Here is a 15,183-nt window from a genome sequence, read left to right as displayed (position 1 = left end):
AAGGGTGCCTCAGGTCTCCCACTCCCCCGTCTCCACGCCGGGGTGGCGGGCCTGGGCGATCTGGTCCGTCGGCGTCGCGGCCTACGTGCTCGCCATCACCAACCGCACGTCTCTGGGCGCGGTGGGCGTCGAGGCCGCCGACCGCTTCCAGGCGGACGCTTCCACGCTCGCGCTGTTCGCGGTCGTGCAGCTCGCCGTCTACGGGGGGATGCAGATCCCGGTGGGCGTCCTCCTCGATCGCTACGGATCCCGTCCGATCATCACGGCGGGGATGTTGCTCATGGCGGCCGGACAGCTCACCATGGCCCTCTCCCCCAGCATCGGCATCGCGATCGTCGCGCGTATCCTCCTCGGAGCCGGCGACGCCGCCGTCTTCCCTGCCGTGCTGCGACTGGTGGCCACGTGGTTCCCCGCGCAACGCGGGCCCGTCATGGTCCAGTTCACCGGAATCATCGGGCAGGCCGGGCAGCTGATCGCGCTGGTGCCGGTCGCCGCCCTGCTGCACGCCACCACCTGGTCGATCACGTTCGGCAGCATCGCCGGTCTCGGCCTGCTCTTCACGATCCTCGTGTGGCTCATCGTGCGCAACAACCCCGCGGAGAGCGGCCCCGACGTGTCGGTGAACACGGACACCGGCGTCGTGCGTGTCGTGACGTCGGCGATCGACACGGGCGTCGGCATCCGGGCGGCGTGGGCACATCCCGGCACGCGGCTCGCGTTCTGGTCGCACTTCACCACTCCGTTCGCCGGCACGGTGTTCGTGCTGCTGTGGGGCATGCCGTTCCTCACGGCAGGCGAGGGCCTGACCACCGCCCACGCGGCGGGGATCATCTCGATCTACGTGATCGCGGGCATGATCCTCGGTCCGATCATCGGCGATCTCTCCCGCCGCCTCCCGAATCACCGCTCGCTCGCCCTCGTCCTCCCCGCGGTCGGCGTGCAGATGGCCGCGTGGATCGCGGTCATCGCCCTCCCCCGCCCCGCCCCGGACTGGCTCCTCTGGATCCTGGCGATCGCTCTCGCGACCGGGGGCCCGGCGTCGATGATCGCCTTCGACCACGCTCGCACGCACAGCCCCGCGCACCGCCTCAGCACGGCGACCGGAGTCACGAACGCGGGGGGCTTCATCGCAGCCCTGATCGCGGTCTTCGTGATCGGCCTCCTCCTCGACGTCCAGGGCGCCGGCACCCCGGACACCTACACGCTCGACGCCTTCCGTATCGCGTTCCTCACCCCGATCCCCCTCTGGATCCTCGGGGTCGTCTTCATCCTCATCGAACGCAAACGGACGCGCATCCGCATGGGGCTGGACCCCGAGCGGCGTCGCTGAGCGCCCATAGGATGAGGCATGGCCTCCGCTCCCCCGTCGACCGCCGCCCTCCCGAGCGACCGGGACGGTCGCACGAGAGCACCGTTACCTGCGGGGCTGCTCGCCGGACTGCTCCTCGGCGCACTCTGGGTCGTCTCCGGTGCCATTGCCCGACTGACCGGTTCCGACATCGTGCTGACGCGGTTGCTGAGCTTCGCCGGTATCGGACCGCTGCAGAGTCATGCCTGGCTGCTCCCGGGCGCGTGGGGCGTCCTGGTGCTGACGGTGACGGCCGCCGTGCTGTGCAGCGTCGTCTGGATCGTGGCACGCGGAGCGCGGGGCGTCGGCCGGGCTCCCGCGTTCCTCGTGCTCTGGTTCGGTGCCGTCCTCGCCGGAACGGTCGTCGGGCTGTGCGACGACGTCACCCGGGTCCTGTCCTTCCTCCCTCTCTCGGGCCTGCACGGTCTCACGGCTGCGGTCGTCGAGTCCGCGCCGGACACCGCCTACTGGGGACTCGCCTGGGGCTGGATCCCCGCCTGGGCGTTCTCGCGCAGAGCTGGTGAGGAATCTGCGCGGCGGTGGTCCCCGGGCCTTCTCGGCGTCACCGTCGCGAGCGTGGTCGCTCTCGTCGCGGTCGGGGGCCTGGCCGATGCGGCGTGGCAGCGCCAGATCGTCGAGGAGAACGCCGCGCTGCAGGGCGCCACCGACGAGACGGGAGCCTTCGTCGATCCGGCGGCAGTGGGCGACCCTGTGCCGGAGCGCGCACCGGGGGCCTCGACACCCCAGCTTCCTGCGGCCGCCTGCAGCCTAGACCGTGCCACACTGCTGCTCGGAACCGCCGACGGGGCCACGGGGCACCGCGCACAGAGCATCCGTCTGATGAACGTCGGTGAGGAGTCCTGCGTGGTCGAGGGGTATCCCGACATCGCGTTCGCGGATCAGAACGGACATGCGCTCGACGTCGAGGTGCGCCCCGGTTCCTCATTCCTCGCGAGCGACCCCGGTATCGCGCCCGTCACGGTACCGCCCGGCGGCGAGGCCACTGCGGTGATCGGCTGGGATGCCAACGCGACGGACGGCGCTCTCGTCGCCCGCGCCCTGCATGCCGCCGTGCTCCCCGGACTCGACCGCGGCTCGTGGCCGGTCGAGCTCGACATCGTCTCGGGCTCCGAGGTCGAGATCACAGCCTGGCACCTCGGCGCCGCACCGGCCGCGCCGTGAGGGTACGCAGCGTCGTCAGCGCAGCAGGTGCTGGAACGTCTCCACGATCAATTCGACGCTGACGCGCTCCGGCACCTCCGCGTCGCCCGCCTCGAATTCCGCGAGCTCCACGCCGCGGACGTCGGCGGCCGGGATAGCGGCGAACAGCGCGGCCACCTGGTGCGGCAGCAGACCGTCGCCGACCCGATAGGCCGCGGGGATGTATCCGGGCTCCAGGACGTCCCAGTCGACATGGATCCACACCGGCCGCCCCGCGATGAGGGCGCTCAGCCGTTCGGGCGTGCTCTCCGCGGGGCTGAGGACGGTCACTCCCGCGCCGGCGAGGAGCTCCCCCTCGGCGGGGTCGATGTCGCGGCCGCCGACGACGATGACCTGCCGCGGATCGATGCCCGCCCCGTGGCCGCTGTCCCACAGGCCGCAGGCGGCGGCGAGGACCATGCCGCCGAGGTAGCCGGAGTCGGTGGTGTCCGGCGTGTTGAAGTCCCCGTGCGCATCGATCCACAGCACCACCGCGTCGGGGTGGTGCTCGGCAGCGCTCGGCAGCGTTCCGAGGCTCGCCGCACACGTGTTCGTCACGAGGAGCGGCGTCGCCTGCCCCGCGATCGCCTCCTGCACCGCGGCCCGGAGGCCCGCGAGCGTATCTGCCGCCTCGGGCAGCGCGACCGACCAATCATCGAGCCGAGCGGGCTCCGGAGTGCCGACCACGACGGGCTCCTGCCGGAGAAGCGAGGACAGGGCGTCGGCGACGCGGCGCGCCCCGACGAGGGCTCCGTCCGTGCGGTCGGCGACGCGACCCTGGTTGAGGATGAGCGCGAAGGGCCTGGTCATCCGCTCAGTCTCCCACCCGGCGCAGACCGCGGCCAAACCGCCGGACGCGGCCTGCACTAACGCCGGCGCGGAGTCCATCCCGACGGCAGCCCTCCGTCGACGAAGGCGCGGTCCCGGTCCGCCGCCGCCGACCAGCCCTGCGCCTCCTCCTCGGTGTCGAAGGCGCCCCGGGCCACGCGGAAGCCGACGTCCTCGTGGTGCATGCGCGGCGCTCCCCCACGGCGGACCGAGGCGCGCACGCTCCAGGCGTCGTCGGCGAACCCGCCGCCGCGGAAGACCCGGTAGTCGTCGTACCGCGCGGGGTCGAGGAGGTCCCAGCACCATTCCCACACGTTCCCGAGCGTGTCGAACAGCCCGTGCAGGTTCGGGAGCTTCCCACCCACGTCCTGCGGCGTACCGACTCCGTCGGCAGCAGTCCACGCGGCCTCGATCAGCGGGGCGTAGTGCGACCCGGAGGAACCGGCGCGGCAGGCGTACTCCCACTCGGCCTCGGTCGGCAGGCGGTAGCCGTCCGCCGTGGTATCCCAGGCCACATCCTCACCCTCGAAGTGGTAGACGGGATCGAGCCCCTCCCACTCCGACGCGGCGTTGCAGAAGTGGACGGCCCGCAGCCAGCTCACGTCGGCGACCGGACGACGCGGATGCCGTGCTGGGGTGCCCAGGACCTCGGTGACCTGTTCTTCGGTCACCGGGAAGACACCGAGGGCGAAGGGCTCGAGTTCCACGGTGCGACGCGTGCGGCGCCGGGCGTCGTGCAGCGTCACCGTGCCGGCGGGAAGACGGACGAGTTCGATATCACTCATGCGCGGGGCACGACGACGCTCACGCCGGAGTCCGCTCGACCCAGGTGGGGTACTTCGCTGCGCGGCCGTCTCCGGACGAGGTCCTCGTCACGCGTCGACGCACCCAGGGCCCGACGAACTGCCGGTAGTAGGCCAGACCCGCGGGGCCGGCGGTCCAGCGATCGAGCGGTGCCCACCAGGCTGCCGGCGGCTCGAAGCCGAGTCCATGCAGCACGCGGGCCGCGACACGATGGTGTCCGGCCGCGTTCATATGAAGCCGGTCCTCCGACCAGTACGCGGGCTTCGAGAGCTCCGTGTCCGGCCAGTTGAGGGCGCGGATCACGTCGGGGCGGTCCTCGATCCGCCCCAGGACCGCCTCGGAGAGCAGGTCGCCCCGGCGCTGCACGAGGGAGCCCATCGGAAGCTGCCCGCTCGGGTTGGCGCCGGAGAGCAGGATCATCGTCACGCCCTCCTCGTCGCACCGTCGCAGCACCCGGCTGAACGCATCGGCGATGTGCTCCACATCGGTCCGCGGCCGCAGCATGTCGTTGCCGCCACCGTTGAACGACAGGTGCGTGGGACGCAGGGCCAGCGCGGGTTCGAGCTGCTCCTCGACGATCGGCCAGGCCAGCTTCCCTCGGATCGCCAGGTTCGCGTACTGGATGGGGTGCCCCGCGGCATCCGCCCATCCCTGCGCGGCGATGTCGGCCCAGCCGCGCTCACGCCCATCGGGGAGCACATCGCCCACGCCTTCGGTGAAGGAGTCGCCTATCGCGACGAAACGTACATCAGCCACGCGCCCAGCCTATTCCCGGTCCCGGATGTCACCGGTCGTCCAGCGCCGCTCCTCTCCGGTCGACGAGTCCCCAGGCCGCCCCCGCAGCCACGAGGAAGCAGGCCGCGAACACGACGAACAGCAGAGGAGCGCCGCCGGCGACGAGGAGGACGGGAACGGCGAGGGGCGCCACGATGGAGGCGATGCGTCCGACCCCGGCGGCCCAGCCCGCCCCGGTGCCGCGCAGCGAGGTCGGGTAGATCTCGGGCGTCACCGCGTACAGCGCGCCCCACGCGCCGAGGGTGAAGAACGACAGGGCCATGCCTGCGCCGATGATCATCGGCACGGTCGTGGCGGTGCCGAAGATGACGGCCGACGCGGTCGCCCCGAGCAGGAAGACCGACAGCGTGATGCGGCGTCCCCACACCTCGATGAGCCAGGCCGCCACGGCGTAGCCAGGGAGCTGTGCGAGCGTGATGATGAGGGTGAAGCCGAACGAACGCACGAGGTCGAATCCGGCGTCCACGAGAATGCTGGGGATCCAGATGAAGGCCCCGTAGTAGGCGAAGTTGACGGCCAGCCACACGAGCCAGAGGCACGCCGTCCGCACGCGGAACTCCGCGTTCCAGAGGGTCGCGAGCCGTGCCCGTGCCGTCTTCGCGATGGCCCGCGACGCCGGTTCCTTCCGGAGGGGCGGCGTGTACTCGATGCCCGCATCGGCCTCGAAGGCCGCCACGATGCGATCGGCTTCCGCGATGCGTCCGCGGGACGCGAGCCAGCGGGGCGACTCGGGCAGGCCCCAGCGCACGACGAGCGCGTAGACCGCGGGGATGGCGCCGAGCGCGAAGGCCCATCGCCAGCCTGCCTCGGAGGCGGGGATCACGAAGTATCCGATCACGGCCGATGCCGTCCAGCCGACGGCCCAGAACGCTTCGAGGATGACGATCAGCCGCCCGCGGATGCGCGCGGGGGCGAACTCGCTCACGTAGGTCGAGGCGACCGGAAGCTCCGCGCCGAGCCCGAGGCCGACGAAGAACCGCAGCACGAGCAGGGCCGCCACTGATCCGACCAGCGCACTCGCTCCGGTGGCCACGCCGTAGATGAGCAAGGTGAGGGCGAACACCTGCCGGCGGCCGAAGCGGTCGGCGAGAAGTCCGCCGAGGGTCGCGCCGACCGCCATGCCGACGAAGCCGAGCGAGGCGATCCAGCCGGCCTCCCCCTTGGAGATGCCCCACTGCTGTGAGAGCGCCGCGATGATGAAGGAGATGAGTCCGACGTCCATCGCGTCGAGCGCCCACCCGACGCCGGAGCCCGTGAGCAGCCGCAGGTGCCTGCGGGTGAACGGGAGGACATCGAGGCGCTCGGCGAGCGAGGTGCGGCTCGGCAGGGCGGTATCGGCCATGATTCTCATCGTAGGGGCGCCCGTCACACCGAGCCGCGAGATGACGCCCGCTCAGTCGCGGTCGGCGAGGAGCTTCCGCACCCGAGGGATCACCTCGGTGCCATACAGCTCGATGCTCCGCATCATCGACTCGTGAGACAGGGTGCCTGTCGCATACTTCAGATCGAAGCGCCCGAGCCCGAGGGTGGTGATCGTGTCGGCGATCTTCGCCGCCACACGCTCGGGCGAGCCGGCGTAGAGGGAACCCTCCGGACCGATGTCGTTCTGAAACCGCGCGCGACTGTAGGGCGGCCAGCCGCGCTCGCGACCGATGGTGTTGTGCATCGCCTCGAAGCCCGGGTAGGCCTCGTCCCATGCCTCCGCGTCGGTGGGAGCGATGTGTCCCGGCGAGTGCACGGCCACCGGGTGAGCGGTCGTCCCGAAGGACGCGACCGAGCGGTGGTACAGGTCGACGAACGGCTTGAATCGCCCGGCCGGGCCGCCGATGATGGCCAGCATGAGGCCGAGGCCGTGACGCGCGACACGCACGACGGACTCGGGGCTGCCGCCCACGCCGACCCACGTGCGCAGTCCCTTCTCGGTCTTCGGGAACACGTCCGCGTTGTCGAGAGACGGCCGCAGCGAGCCGGACCAGGTCACGGGCTCCTCCTTGAGGAGCTCGACGAACAGCTCGAGCTTCTCCTCGAAGAGCCGGTCGTAGTCGCGCAGGTCGTAGCCGAACAGCGGGAAGGACTCGATGAACGAACCGCGCCCGAGGACGACCTCGGCGCGACCTCCGGACAGGGCGTCGAGGGTCGAGAAGCGCTCGAACACGCGCACCGGGTCGTCCGAGGACAGCACGGTCACGGCGGTGCCCAGCCGGATCCGTTCGGTGCGGGCGGCGATCGCCGCGAGCACCATCTCCGGAGACGAGACCGCGAACTCGCGCCGATGGTGCTCCCCCACGCCGAAGAAGTCCACGCCGACGGTGTCGGCCAGTTCCGCCTGGGCGACGACGTTCCGAATGGTCTGCGCGCCGCTGAGCAGCTCGCCGTCCTGATCCCGGGTGATGTCGCCGAACGTGTCCAGCCCGAATTCGATGTCCATGTCGCACCTTCCTATTCAGCTGAATGGAACGCGCGGCGGGAGACGGGCATTCCCGTCACCGAGGCAGCAGCGCGCTCCGCAGCGTGTCCAACCCGACACCGCCCAGATCGAGGGCGCGCTTGTGGAAGCCCTTGAAGCTGAACGCGTCGCCCTCCGCCTGCTGGACGGCGTCGCGGACCTGCTCCCAGATCCGCTGACCGACCTTGTACGACGGCGCCTGACCCGGCCAGCCGAGGTACCGGTTGACCTCGAACTGCACGAACTGGTCCGACATGTTGACGTTACGACGGAGGAAGTCGAGCGCGTAGTCGGCATCCCAGACGCCGTCACCGTCGAGACGGGGCTTGCCGAGGTGCACGCCGATGTCGAGGACCACGCGCGCCGCCCGCATCCGCTGCCCGTCCAGCATGCCGAGGCGATCCGCCGGGTCGTCAAGGTATCCGAGCTGCTCCATCAGTCGCTCCGCATACAGCGCCCAACCCTCCGCGTGACCGGAGGTGCCGGCGAGCAGCCGTCGCCACGAGTTGAGCTCGGCGCGGTTGTAGACAGCCTGGGCGATCTGCAGGTGATGTCCCGGCACGCCCTCGTGGTACACGGTGGTGAGCTCGCGCCACGTGTCGAACTCGGTGACACCCTCGGGGACCGACCACCACATGCGACCGGGACGGGAGAAGTCGTCGGTGGGACCGGTGTAGTAGATCCCGCCCTCCTGCGTCGGCGCGATCATGCACTCCAGGGTGCGGATGGCTTCCGGGATGTCGAAGTGCGAGGCGCCGAGCTCGGCGACCGCACGATCGCTGGTCTCCTGCATCCACCGCTGGAGCGCGTCCGTGCCGACGAGCTTGCGCGCGGGGTCGGATTCCAGGTGCGCGACGGCCTCTTCGACGGAGGCGCCGGGGAGAATCTCGTTCGCGATCGCCGTCTGCTCGGCCACCATGCGGGCGAGCTCTTCGCGACCCCACTCGTAGGTCTCGTCGAGGTCGATGGTGGCGCCGAGGAATCGGCGGGAGTTGAGGGCGTACAGTTCGCGCCCCACGGCGTCCGTCTCACCGGCCTCGGGCGCGAGCTCCTCGGCCAGGAAACGCCGCAGCTCGCCGTAGGCGACCCGGGCAGCCGCGGAGTTGTCCGCCAGCGTGCGGGCGAGCGAGGCGGGAAGCTGGCCCTCCTGCGGGTCGGCGTGCGCGACGAAGGCAGCGAAGAACCCGTCGTCGGCGATGTAGCGGTCGATCTGGGTCGCGACCTCCGCGACCTGGCGGCGGGCGGGAGTGACCCCCTCGGCGATGCCCAGACGGAGCGTCTCGATGTACCCGCGCAACGCCGCGGGCACGGCGGAGAGCCGGGTGGAGACGACCTCCCAGTCCTCGACCGTCGCGGTGGGCATCAGGTCGAAGGCGGAGCGGACGTCCTGCGCGGCGGACGCGATGACGTTCAGGTCGCGCAGGTGCCACTTCGCCTCGTGCAGCTCGAGGTCGAGGCGCAGCTCCGCAGTGAGGTCGGTCTTGGTCACCTCGTCGATCGCATCGACGGGCTCCAGCGCGGAGAGCGTGTCGAGCGTGGCCCGCGTCGCCGCGGCGATCTCCTCATGACCTTCCGGGCTCAGATCGCCGAACCGGTCGTTGACCTCGGACCGGCCGATGTAGGTGCCGAGAGTCGGCGCCAGGACGGCGATCGTGTCGACCCATTCATCGGCGACCCTGTCGATGGCGGAGGGGGTGCGGGGTGCTGAAGTCATACCTTCCAGCCTAATCCCCGCCCCCGTCGGCCACCGGGATCAGTGCGCGGCTTCGTTCCAGTCCCGACCGCGGCCCACCTGCACGTCGAGCGGCACGGAGAGCTGAGCGGCGTCCCCCATCCGCGTGCGGACGATCTGCTCCACCTCATCCCACTCCCCGGCCGCGACCTCGACGACGAGTTCGTCGTGGATCTGCAGCAGCACGCGCGACTCCAGCTTGGCGGCGTGGAGGTCGTCGTGGATGTGGAACAGCGCGATCTTCATGATGTCGGCCGCGCTGCCTTGGATCGGGGCGTTGAGCGCCGCCCGCTCGGCGTTCTCCCGCAGCACGCGGTTGGGACTCGCGAGATCGGGGAACGGTCGCCGACGGCCGAAGATCGTCTCGGTGTAGCCGACCTCCTTGGCCTTCATCACCGAGGCGCGCAGGTAGTCGCGGACCGCGCCGAACCGTGCGAAGTACTCGACCATGAGCTGCTTGGCCTCGGACTGCTCGATGCGCAGCTGCTTGGACAGCCCGAACGCGGAGAGGCCGTAGACGAGGCCGTACGACATCGCCTTGACCTTGGTGCGCATCGCCGGGGTGACCTCGGACGGATCGACGCCGAACACGCGGGCGCCGACGAAGCGGTGCAGGTCTTCACCGCTGTTGAACGCCTCGATCAGCCCCTCGTCGCCCGAGAGGTGCGCCATGATCCGCATCTCGATCTGCGAGTAGTCGGCGGTGAGCAGGGTCTCGTACCCCTCGCCGACCTCGAAGGCGCTGCGGATGCGCCGCGACTCCTCGGTGCGGACCGGGATGTTCTGCAGGTTCGGATCGGTGCTGGACAGGCGTCCGGTCTGGCTGCCGGTCTGCACGTACGTCGTGTGGACCCGGCGGTCCTCCCGGATCGCGGTGTCGAGGGACTCGATGATCTGCCGCAGCTTCGTCGCCTCGCGGTGCTGCAGCAGCAGGCTCAGGAACGGGTGCGGGTGCGACTCCTGCAGGTCGGCGAGCACCGCGGCATCGGTCGAGTACCCGGTCTTCGTCTTGCGCGTCTTCGGAAGCTGCAGGTCTTCGAACAGCACCTCCTGCAGCTGCTTCGGCGACCCGAGGTTGAACTCGCGACCGACGACCGAGAACGCCTCCTGGGCCAGGGCGTCCGCCCGCGTCGCGAGCTCCGCCGAGAACGTCGACAGCACCTCGTGCGACACGGCGACGCCCGCGAGCTCCATGTCGGCGAGCGTGCGGAGCGTCGGCAGCTCGATGTCGCGGAGCACCGCATCCACCGGCTCCGGCAGATCGTTCCGCAGCGCCTCGGCCACCCGGAGGATGAACCATGCCTCCTGCGAGGGGGTGGCGCCCTCGGTCTCCGGCACGAGCTGCGACGGATCGGCCTCGGGGAGCTTCTCCCCCAGGTAGCGCTGCACGAGGTCGGACAGCGTCTTGTCCGGGAAGCTGGGGCGCAGCAGCCAGCCCGCGAGGCTCGTGTCGTACGCGAGCCCGCCCAGACGGATGCCCTGACGGAGCAGCGCCTTCACCTGCGGCTTGGCGTCGTGCAGCACCTTCGGCGCGTCGGACTCCAGCCACGCACGCAGCGCCTGGGCCCCCTCCTCCGACCAGTCGAGCTCGCGCAGCTCGCTCCCGGTGGCGACACCGACGCGCACAGGTGCGCCCGACTGCACCACGACCCGGAGAGCGATGTCCCCTTCCTGAGCCGCGGCCCACGTGGCCAGATCAGCGGCGGACACCTGTGCCGGCGTGGGCATCTCGACGACGGAGGCCGGATCGTCGGCGACCTCGCCCGCACCGACGGCCTCGAAGACCCGCGGCAGCAGCGTGCGGAACTCCAGCCGGGCGAAGATGTCGCGGACGGCCTCGGCATCGATCGGGGCGACGGCGAGGTCGGCCGGTGCGACCGGCAGCTCCACGTCGGTCAGCAGGCGGTTGAGCTTGCGGTTGCGGCGGACGTCTTCGATGTGGTCGCGGAGGTTGCCGCCGACCACGCCCTTGATCTCACCGGCACGCTCGAGCAGCTCGTCGAGGGAGCCGAACTGCGTGAGCCACTTGACGGCCGTCTTCTCCCCCACCTTCGGCACGCCGGGGAGGTTGTCGCTGGTCTCACCCACAAGGGCGGCGATGTCGGGGTACTGCTCGGGACGGACGCCGTAGCGCTCCTGCACGGTCGCCGGGTCGTAGCGCTTGAGCTGCGAGACACCCTGGACGGACGGGTACAGCAGCGTGACGTCGTCGGTGACGAGCTGGATGGTGTCGCGGTCTCCCGAGACCACGAGCACGTCGTAGCCCTGGGCCGCCCCCTGCGTGGAGAGGGTGGCCAGGATGTCGTCGGCCTCGATGCCCTCCTGCGTCAGCACCGGGATCGACATCGCCGCGAGGCAGTCCTGCAGCAGCGGGATCTGGCCCTTGAACTCCTGCGGCGTCTCGGACCGGGTGGCCTTGTACTCCGGGTACTCATCGGTGCGGAACGAGTGGCGGGAGGTGTCGAACGCGATCGCGAGATGCGTGGGCTGCTCGGCCTTGATGAGGTTGACCAGCATGGACAGGAAGCCGTAGATGGCGTTCGTGTGCTGATTGTCCTTGGTGGTGAAGTTGTCGACCGGGAGGGCGAAGAAGGCCCGGTAGGCGAGCGAGTGGCCGTCGACGACCATGAGGGTAGGCTTTGCGGAGTCCGTCACCCTGTCAGCCTAACGAGGAGCACGGACACCCGCAGAGGAGGATGCATGAGCGAGGTCGCCACCAGCGAAGGACTCGAGTGGGCGGCCGCCCGCGGCATGGGGGCGCTGGCCGAGAAGATGGGCATGGAGTTCGTCGAGTTCGGCGTCGATCGGTGCGTGGCGACGATGCCGGTGGAGGGCAACACCCAGCCCGTCGGTCTCATGCACGGCGGCGCCTACGTGGTCCTCGGCGAATCGCTCGGCTCGATGGCGGCGAATCTGCACGCAGGAGCGGGCCGCCTCGCCGTCGGCGTCGACATCAACGCCACGCACACCCGGTCGGCCACCTCGGGCGTCGTCACCGGGGTCTGCACACCCGTGCACCTGGGGCGCAGCATCACGGTGCACGAGATCGTCGTCACCGACGATCAGGGTCGGCGCTGCTCGACGATCCGCATCACCAACATGATCAAGGACGCTCCCGCCGCGGACTGAGCGGTTCCTCCAGCAGCAGCTGGAACAGGATGTGGTCCTGCCACTCCCCCGCGATCCGCAGGTACTTCGGCGCGATGCCGATGCGCTCGAAGCCGGTGGCGGCGAGGACCCGCTGCGAGGCGACGTTGTGCAGCAGCGTCGACGCCTGGAGGCGATGCAGCCGCAGCTCGTCCCGCGCGTGCTCCGCCACGAGGGCGACCGCGCGCCCCGCGAGCCCTCGGCGCAGTCGGGTGGAATCGATCCAGTACCCGAGATCGGCGCTCCAGAACGCACCGCGCACGATGGTGTTCAGGTTGACCCGGCCGCGGATCTCGCCGTCGTCCGAGAGGATAACGAACCGGGAACTCCGGCCGAGGGCGGCCTCGGCGACGCACTGCTGCGCGTTCTGCTCCTGCCATTCCTCGGTGAAGAACGCCTCGGAACGCGCCGGCTCCCACGGGGCGAGGTGCTCTCTGTTCGCGAGATACGCGCGCGCGAGCGCCGCACCGTCGCCGGCGCGGACCGGCCGCAGAACGTGCTCTGCGTCCAGCCGGAGCACCGGAGTGCCTTACTTCTTGGGAGCGAGCTGCTCGATGATCGCCTTGGCGACGTCCTGCATCGTCAGGCGGCGATCCATCGACGCCTTCTGGATCCAGCGGAACGCCTCGGGCTCGCTCAGGCCCATCTTCTCGTTGAGGAGGCCCTTCGCGCGGTCGACGAGCTTGCGGGTCTCGAAGCGCTCGACCATGTCCGCGACCTCGGCCTCGAGGGTGATGATCTGCTCGTGGCGGGCCAGGGCGATCTCGATCGCGGGGAGGAGATCGTTCGGGGTGAAGGGCTTCACGACGTAGGCCAGGGCTCCGGCCTCGCTCGCGCGCTCCACGAGCTCCTTCTGACTGAACGCGGTCAGCAGCACGACCGGGGCGATGTTGCCCTTGTGAAGCTTCTCGGCGGCGCTGATGCCGTCGAGCTGCGGCATCTTCACGTCCATGATGACGAGGTCGGGACGCAGCTCGGTGGCGAGGGCCACCGCCGTCTCGCCGTCGCCGGCCTCGCCGACGACATCGAAGCCGTTGTCGCGGAGGATCTCGACGATGTCGAGACGGATCAGCGACTCGTCTTCGGCGACGACGACGCGTCGGGGTGCGGATGCCGTGGGCTGCTCAGCCTGTTCTTGCTCGGTCACCCCTCCATCCTAACGGAGAGGTCCCCACCACCGGCTGAAGACAGGGGGCGCGCGGGGAACCGTCCGTCGTCTGCGCTACAGTCGAAGTCGCGAGACACGGGCCGGCGTGGCGGAATGGCAGACGCGGAGCACTCAAAATGCTTTGTCCGAGAGGGCGTGTGGGTTCGAGTCCCACCGCCGGCACCAGCATCGCGGACCGCTCGCCCCGTCACTCGGCGAGGGCGGCGAGTTCGGCCATCACACGGGGGTGGGCGAGGATGCGGAAGTGCCCGCCCGTCTCCAGGACGACGTTCTTGGCCCCGGCGAGCTCACTCCCCTCGGGGATGTGCGGATCGAACGCGGCGTAGATCGAGACGATGCGCGCGTTCACATCGAGCTCCCGCCCCAGCGCGACGATCGAGGGGTCGTCGGGTGAGAACGCCCGCAGCACCCGACCGGGCAGCAGCCGCGCATATCGGGAGCCCCCGAACGGCGTCGCGATGGCGAGCATGCCGCGGATCCGGGCACCCTCCGGGCCGGTCATCACCAGCTTCCCGGCGAGGCCGCCTTTGCTGTGGGCGACGAGGAACACGCCCGAGAGGTCGTGCGCGCGCAGGTAGTCGGCCACCTGATCGGCCTCATCCTGCACGGGGAACTGGTTGCGGCGCAGCGCATCCACGACATGGACCGGGTGCCCTCGCTCGTGCAGCGCGACGATGAGCGGCTCCAGGAAGCGCCAGGTCTCGTAGACACCGGCGAGCACCACGATCGGGGCGCGGTCTCCGGTGGTGAAGTCATCCGCCTGGTCACGGCCGAAGAACGATCGGACCTGCCAGAACCCCGCGTAGGCGTAGTCCGCGGCCCACCAGCCCAGAATCCTCAGGACGCTGATCGTGCCCTCCCCCGCCGGATGGGTGCGGCCGGCACCGCCGTCGGCCATGCTCCGGTCGTGTGGGCCAGGATCGCGGAAGCCACCGCCCGGGGCGCGGACTGCTGCGCGACATGATGGTGACCGGGGATCTCCACCAATCGCGAGACGGCCGCCGCGTCGCGCAGGCGCCGGCACCACGCGCGTCCTGCGATCGGATCGTCACTCCCCCGGACGACGAGCACCGGCATGGTGAGAGCCGCGACCCTCTCCTCCAGGGGATACGCGAGCATGTGCCGGAGCTGGCGGAGATACCACCGCACGCCGCAGCGCAGGTAGTCGGTGAAGACGACCGTGTTGATCGCGGGGGTCTCGCCGACGGTGTCGACGGCCAGGGCCCGGGCCTGCGCGCCGAGAGTCCGGTGGGCGTCGTCGGTGACGGGACCGATCGTCACGACGGTCCGGACGTACTCGGGATGCCGCAGCGCCGTCTCCACGGCCCACTGCACGCCCATCGAGTGTCCGACGAGCACGACCCGGTCGTCGTCGAGGCTCGCCACCACCTGGGCCAGGCCCGCCGCCATTTGCGGGATCGAGACGTCGAACCGGGGCTTGGGCAGGCCGCCGAAGCCCGGGAGGTCGACGGAGACCACTCTGGTCGTGTCCGCGAGCACGGCGTGCAGCCGCGACAGATACCGATGCGACATCCCGATCCCGTGCACGAGGACCACGGTCGGGGCGGTGCTGCCGGCGGGCCGGGGACTCTCCAGGATGCGGAACGTCAGCCCGGAGGTGACGAGGAGACGACGGAGGACCATGGCAGCACGCTAACCGAGGCCGCCGTCACGGCCGAGAGGCTTGACGCACCGGCCCGGAGATGACAGGGAGG

General features: G+C 70.4%; 14 protein-coding genes and 1 tRNA gene. 4 read left to right on the top strand and 11 right to left on the bottom strand.

The annotated features are described in order from the left end of the window. Positions 1–4: 4 nt before the first annotated feature. Positions 5–1,330, top strand: coding sequence for an MFS transporter (locus KVS71_RS15115; protein ID WP_217584925.1), 1,326 nt, complete (start codon positions 5–7; stop codon positions 1,328–1,330). Positions 1,331–1,348: 18 nt separating this feature from the next. Next, positions 1,349–2,530, top strand: a complete 1,182-nt coding sequence (locus KVS71_RS15110; protein WP_217584924.1) for a DUF4232 domain-containing protein — start codon at positions 1,349–1,351, stop codon at positions 2,528–2,530. A gap of 15 nt (positions 2,531–2,545) precedes the next feature. Here KVS71_RS15110 and KVS71_RS15105 read toward each other — a convergent pair whose 3' ends face one another. Genes KVS71_RS15105 through polA form a run of 7 tightly spaced genes read right to left on the bottom strand, consistent with a single transcriptional unit; the run spans position 2,546 to position 11,808 of the window. Next, on the bottom strand, positions 2,546–3,358 hold the full coding sequence (locus KVS71_RS15105) for an arginase family protein (RefSeq protein ID WP_234024106.1): 813 nt from the start codon (positions 3,356–3,358) through the stop codon (positions 2,546–2,548). Between the two features lie 56 nt (positions 3,359–3,414). Then, positions 3,415–4,161 (bottom strand): SUMF1/EgtB/PvdO family nonheme iron enzyme, encoded by a 747-nt coding sequence (locus tag KVS71_RS15100; protein WP_217584923.1) that lies wholly within the window; start codon positions 4,159–4,161, stop codon positions 3,415–3,417. A 19-nt stretch (positions 4,162–4,180) separates the two neighbouring features. Beyond that, positions 4,181–4,936 (bottom strand): SGNH/GDSL hydrolase family protein, encoded by a 756-nt coding sequence (locus KVS71_RS15095; protein WP_217584922.1) that lies wholly within the window; start codon positions 4,934–4,936, stop codon positions 4,181–4,183. A gap of 28 nt (positions 4,937–4,964) precedes the next feature. Then, a complete protein-coding gene (locus tag KVS71_RS15090) occupies positions 4,965–6,317 on the bottom strand; it encodes an MFS transporter (RefSeq protein WP_217584921.1) in 1,353 nt (450 codons plus the stop codon). A 51-nt stretch (positions 6,318–6,368) separates the two neighbouring features. Further along, the gene (locus KVS71_RS15085; RefSeq protein WP_217584920.1) at positions 6,369–7,403 is read right to left on the bottom strand and encodes an LLM class flavin-dependent oxidoreductase; all 1,035 of its coding nucleotides are present in this window, start codon (positions 7,401–7,403) and stop codon (positions 6,369–6,371) included. A 55-nt stretch (positions 7,404–7,458) separates the two neighbouring features. Continuing rightward, on the bottom strand, positions 7,459–9,135 hold the full coding sequence (locus tag KVS71_RS15080) for a DUF885 domain-containing protein (RefSeq protein WP_217584919.1): 1,677 nt from the start codon (positions 9,133–9,135) through the stop codon (positions 7,459–7,461). 39 nt (positions 9,136–9,174) lie between these two features. Then, positions 9,175–11,808, bottom strand: a complete 2,634-nt coding sequence (gene polA / locus KVS71_RS15075; protein ID WP_186326308.1) for a DNA polymerase I — start codon at positions 11,806–11,808, stop codon at positions 9,175–9,177. A 45-nt stretch (positions 11,809–11,853) separates the two neighbouring features. Here polA and KVS71_RS15070 point away from each other — a divergent pair, with 45 nt between their 5' ends. Beyond that, entirely contained in the window at positions 11,854–12,282 is a 429-nt protein-coding gene (locus KVS71_RS15070) for a hotdog fold thioesterase (protein ID WP_071328611.1), read from the top strand. Here KVS71_RS15070 and KVS71_RS15065 read toward each other — a convergent pair. Further along, the gene (locus KVS71_RS15065) at positions 12,257–12,820 is read right to left on the bottom strand and encodes a GNAT family N-acetyltransferase (RefSeq protein WP_105949842.1); all 564 of its coding nucleotides are present in this window, start codon (positions 12,818–12,820) and stop codon (positions 12,257–12,259) included. The two genes, KVS71_RS15070 and KVS71_RS15065, sit on opposite strands and share 26 nt — an antisense overlap. A gap of 9 nt (positions 12,821–12,829) precedes the next feature. Then, entirely contained in the window at positions 12,830–13,447 is a 618-nt protein-coding gene (locus tag KVS71_RS15060) for an ANTAR domain-containing response regulator (protein ID WP_025103469.1), read from the bottom strand. A gap of 100 nt (positions 13,448–13,547) precedes the next feature. Between KVS71_RS15060 and KVS71_RS15055 the strand changes: the two genes are divergently transcribed. Beyond that, a tRNA-Leu gene (locus tag KVS71_RS15055) sits at positions 13,548–13,633 on the top strand. Between the two features lie 22 nt (positions 13,634–13,655). Here the strand turns inward: KVS71_RS15055 and KVS71_RS15050 are convergent. Both KVS71_RS15050 and KVS71_RS15045 read right to left on the bottom strand, forming a co-directional pair. Further along, entirely contained in the window at positions 13,656–14,366 is a 711-nt protein-coding gene (locus KVS71_RS15050; protein ID WP_051582192.1) for a triacylglycerol lipase, read from the bottom strand. Continuing rightward, positions 14,306–15,112, bottom strand: coding sequence for an alpha/beta fold hydrolase (locus KVS71_RS15045; protein WP_025103471.1), 807 nt, complete (start codon positions 15,110–15,112; stop codon positions 14,306–14,308). The genes KVS71_RS15050 and KVS71_RS15045 overlap by 61 nt, the downstream gene beginning before the upstream one ends. Between the last annotated feature and the right edge of the window lie 71 nt (positions 15,113–15,183).

This window comes from Microbacterium sp. GbtcB4, assembly GCF_019091465.1.
Classification (GTDB): Bacteria; Actinomycetota; Actinomycetes; order Actinomycetales; family Microbacteriaceae; genus Microbacterium; species Microbacterium paraoxydans.
Note: the sequence above shows the minus strand (reverse complement) of the source record. Positions and strands in the feature narration are given on the sequence as shown.

Bases quoted from the DNA above. Each gene is read 5' to 3' on its own strand.
- KVS71_RS15090 (WP_217584921.1), bottom strand. From the start codon at position 6,317: ATGGCCGATACCGCCCTGCCGAGCCGCACCTCGCTCGCCGAGCGCCTC.
- KVS71_RS15080 (WP_217584919.1), bottom strand. From the start codon at position 9,135: ATGACTTCAGCACCCCGCACCCCCTCCGCCATCGACAGGGTCGCCGAT.
- KVS71_RS15050 (WP_051582192.1), bottom strand. From the start codon at position 14,366: ATGGCCGACGGCGGTGCCGGCCGCACCCATCCGGCGGGGGAGGGCACG.
- KVS71_RS15070 (WP_071328611.1), top strand. From the start codon at position 11,854: ATGAGCGAGGTCGCCACCAGCGAAGGACTCGAGTGGGCGGCCGCCCGC.
- KVS71_RS15045 (WP_025103471.1), bottom strand. From the start codon at position 15,112: ATGGTCCTCCGTCGTCTCCTCGTCACCTCCGGGCTGACGTTCCGCATC.
- KVS71_RS15085 (WP_217584920.1), bottom strand. From the start codon at position 7,403: ATGGACATCGAATTCGGGCTGGACACGTTCGGCGACATCACCCGGGAT.
- KVS71_RS15110 (WP_217584924.1), top strand. From the start codon at position 1,349: ATGGCCTCCGCTCCCCCGTCGACCGCCGCCCTCCCGAGCGACCGGGAC.
- KVS71_RS15100 (WP_217584923.1), bottom strand. From the start codon at position 4,161: ATGAGTGATATCGAACTCGTCCGTCTTCCCGCCGGCACGGTGACGCTG.
- KVS71_RS15105 (WP_234024106.1), bottom strand. From the start codon at position 3,358: ATGACCAGGCCCTTCGCGCTCATCCTCAACCAGGGTCGCGTCGCCGAC.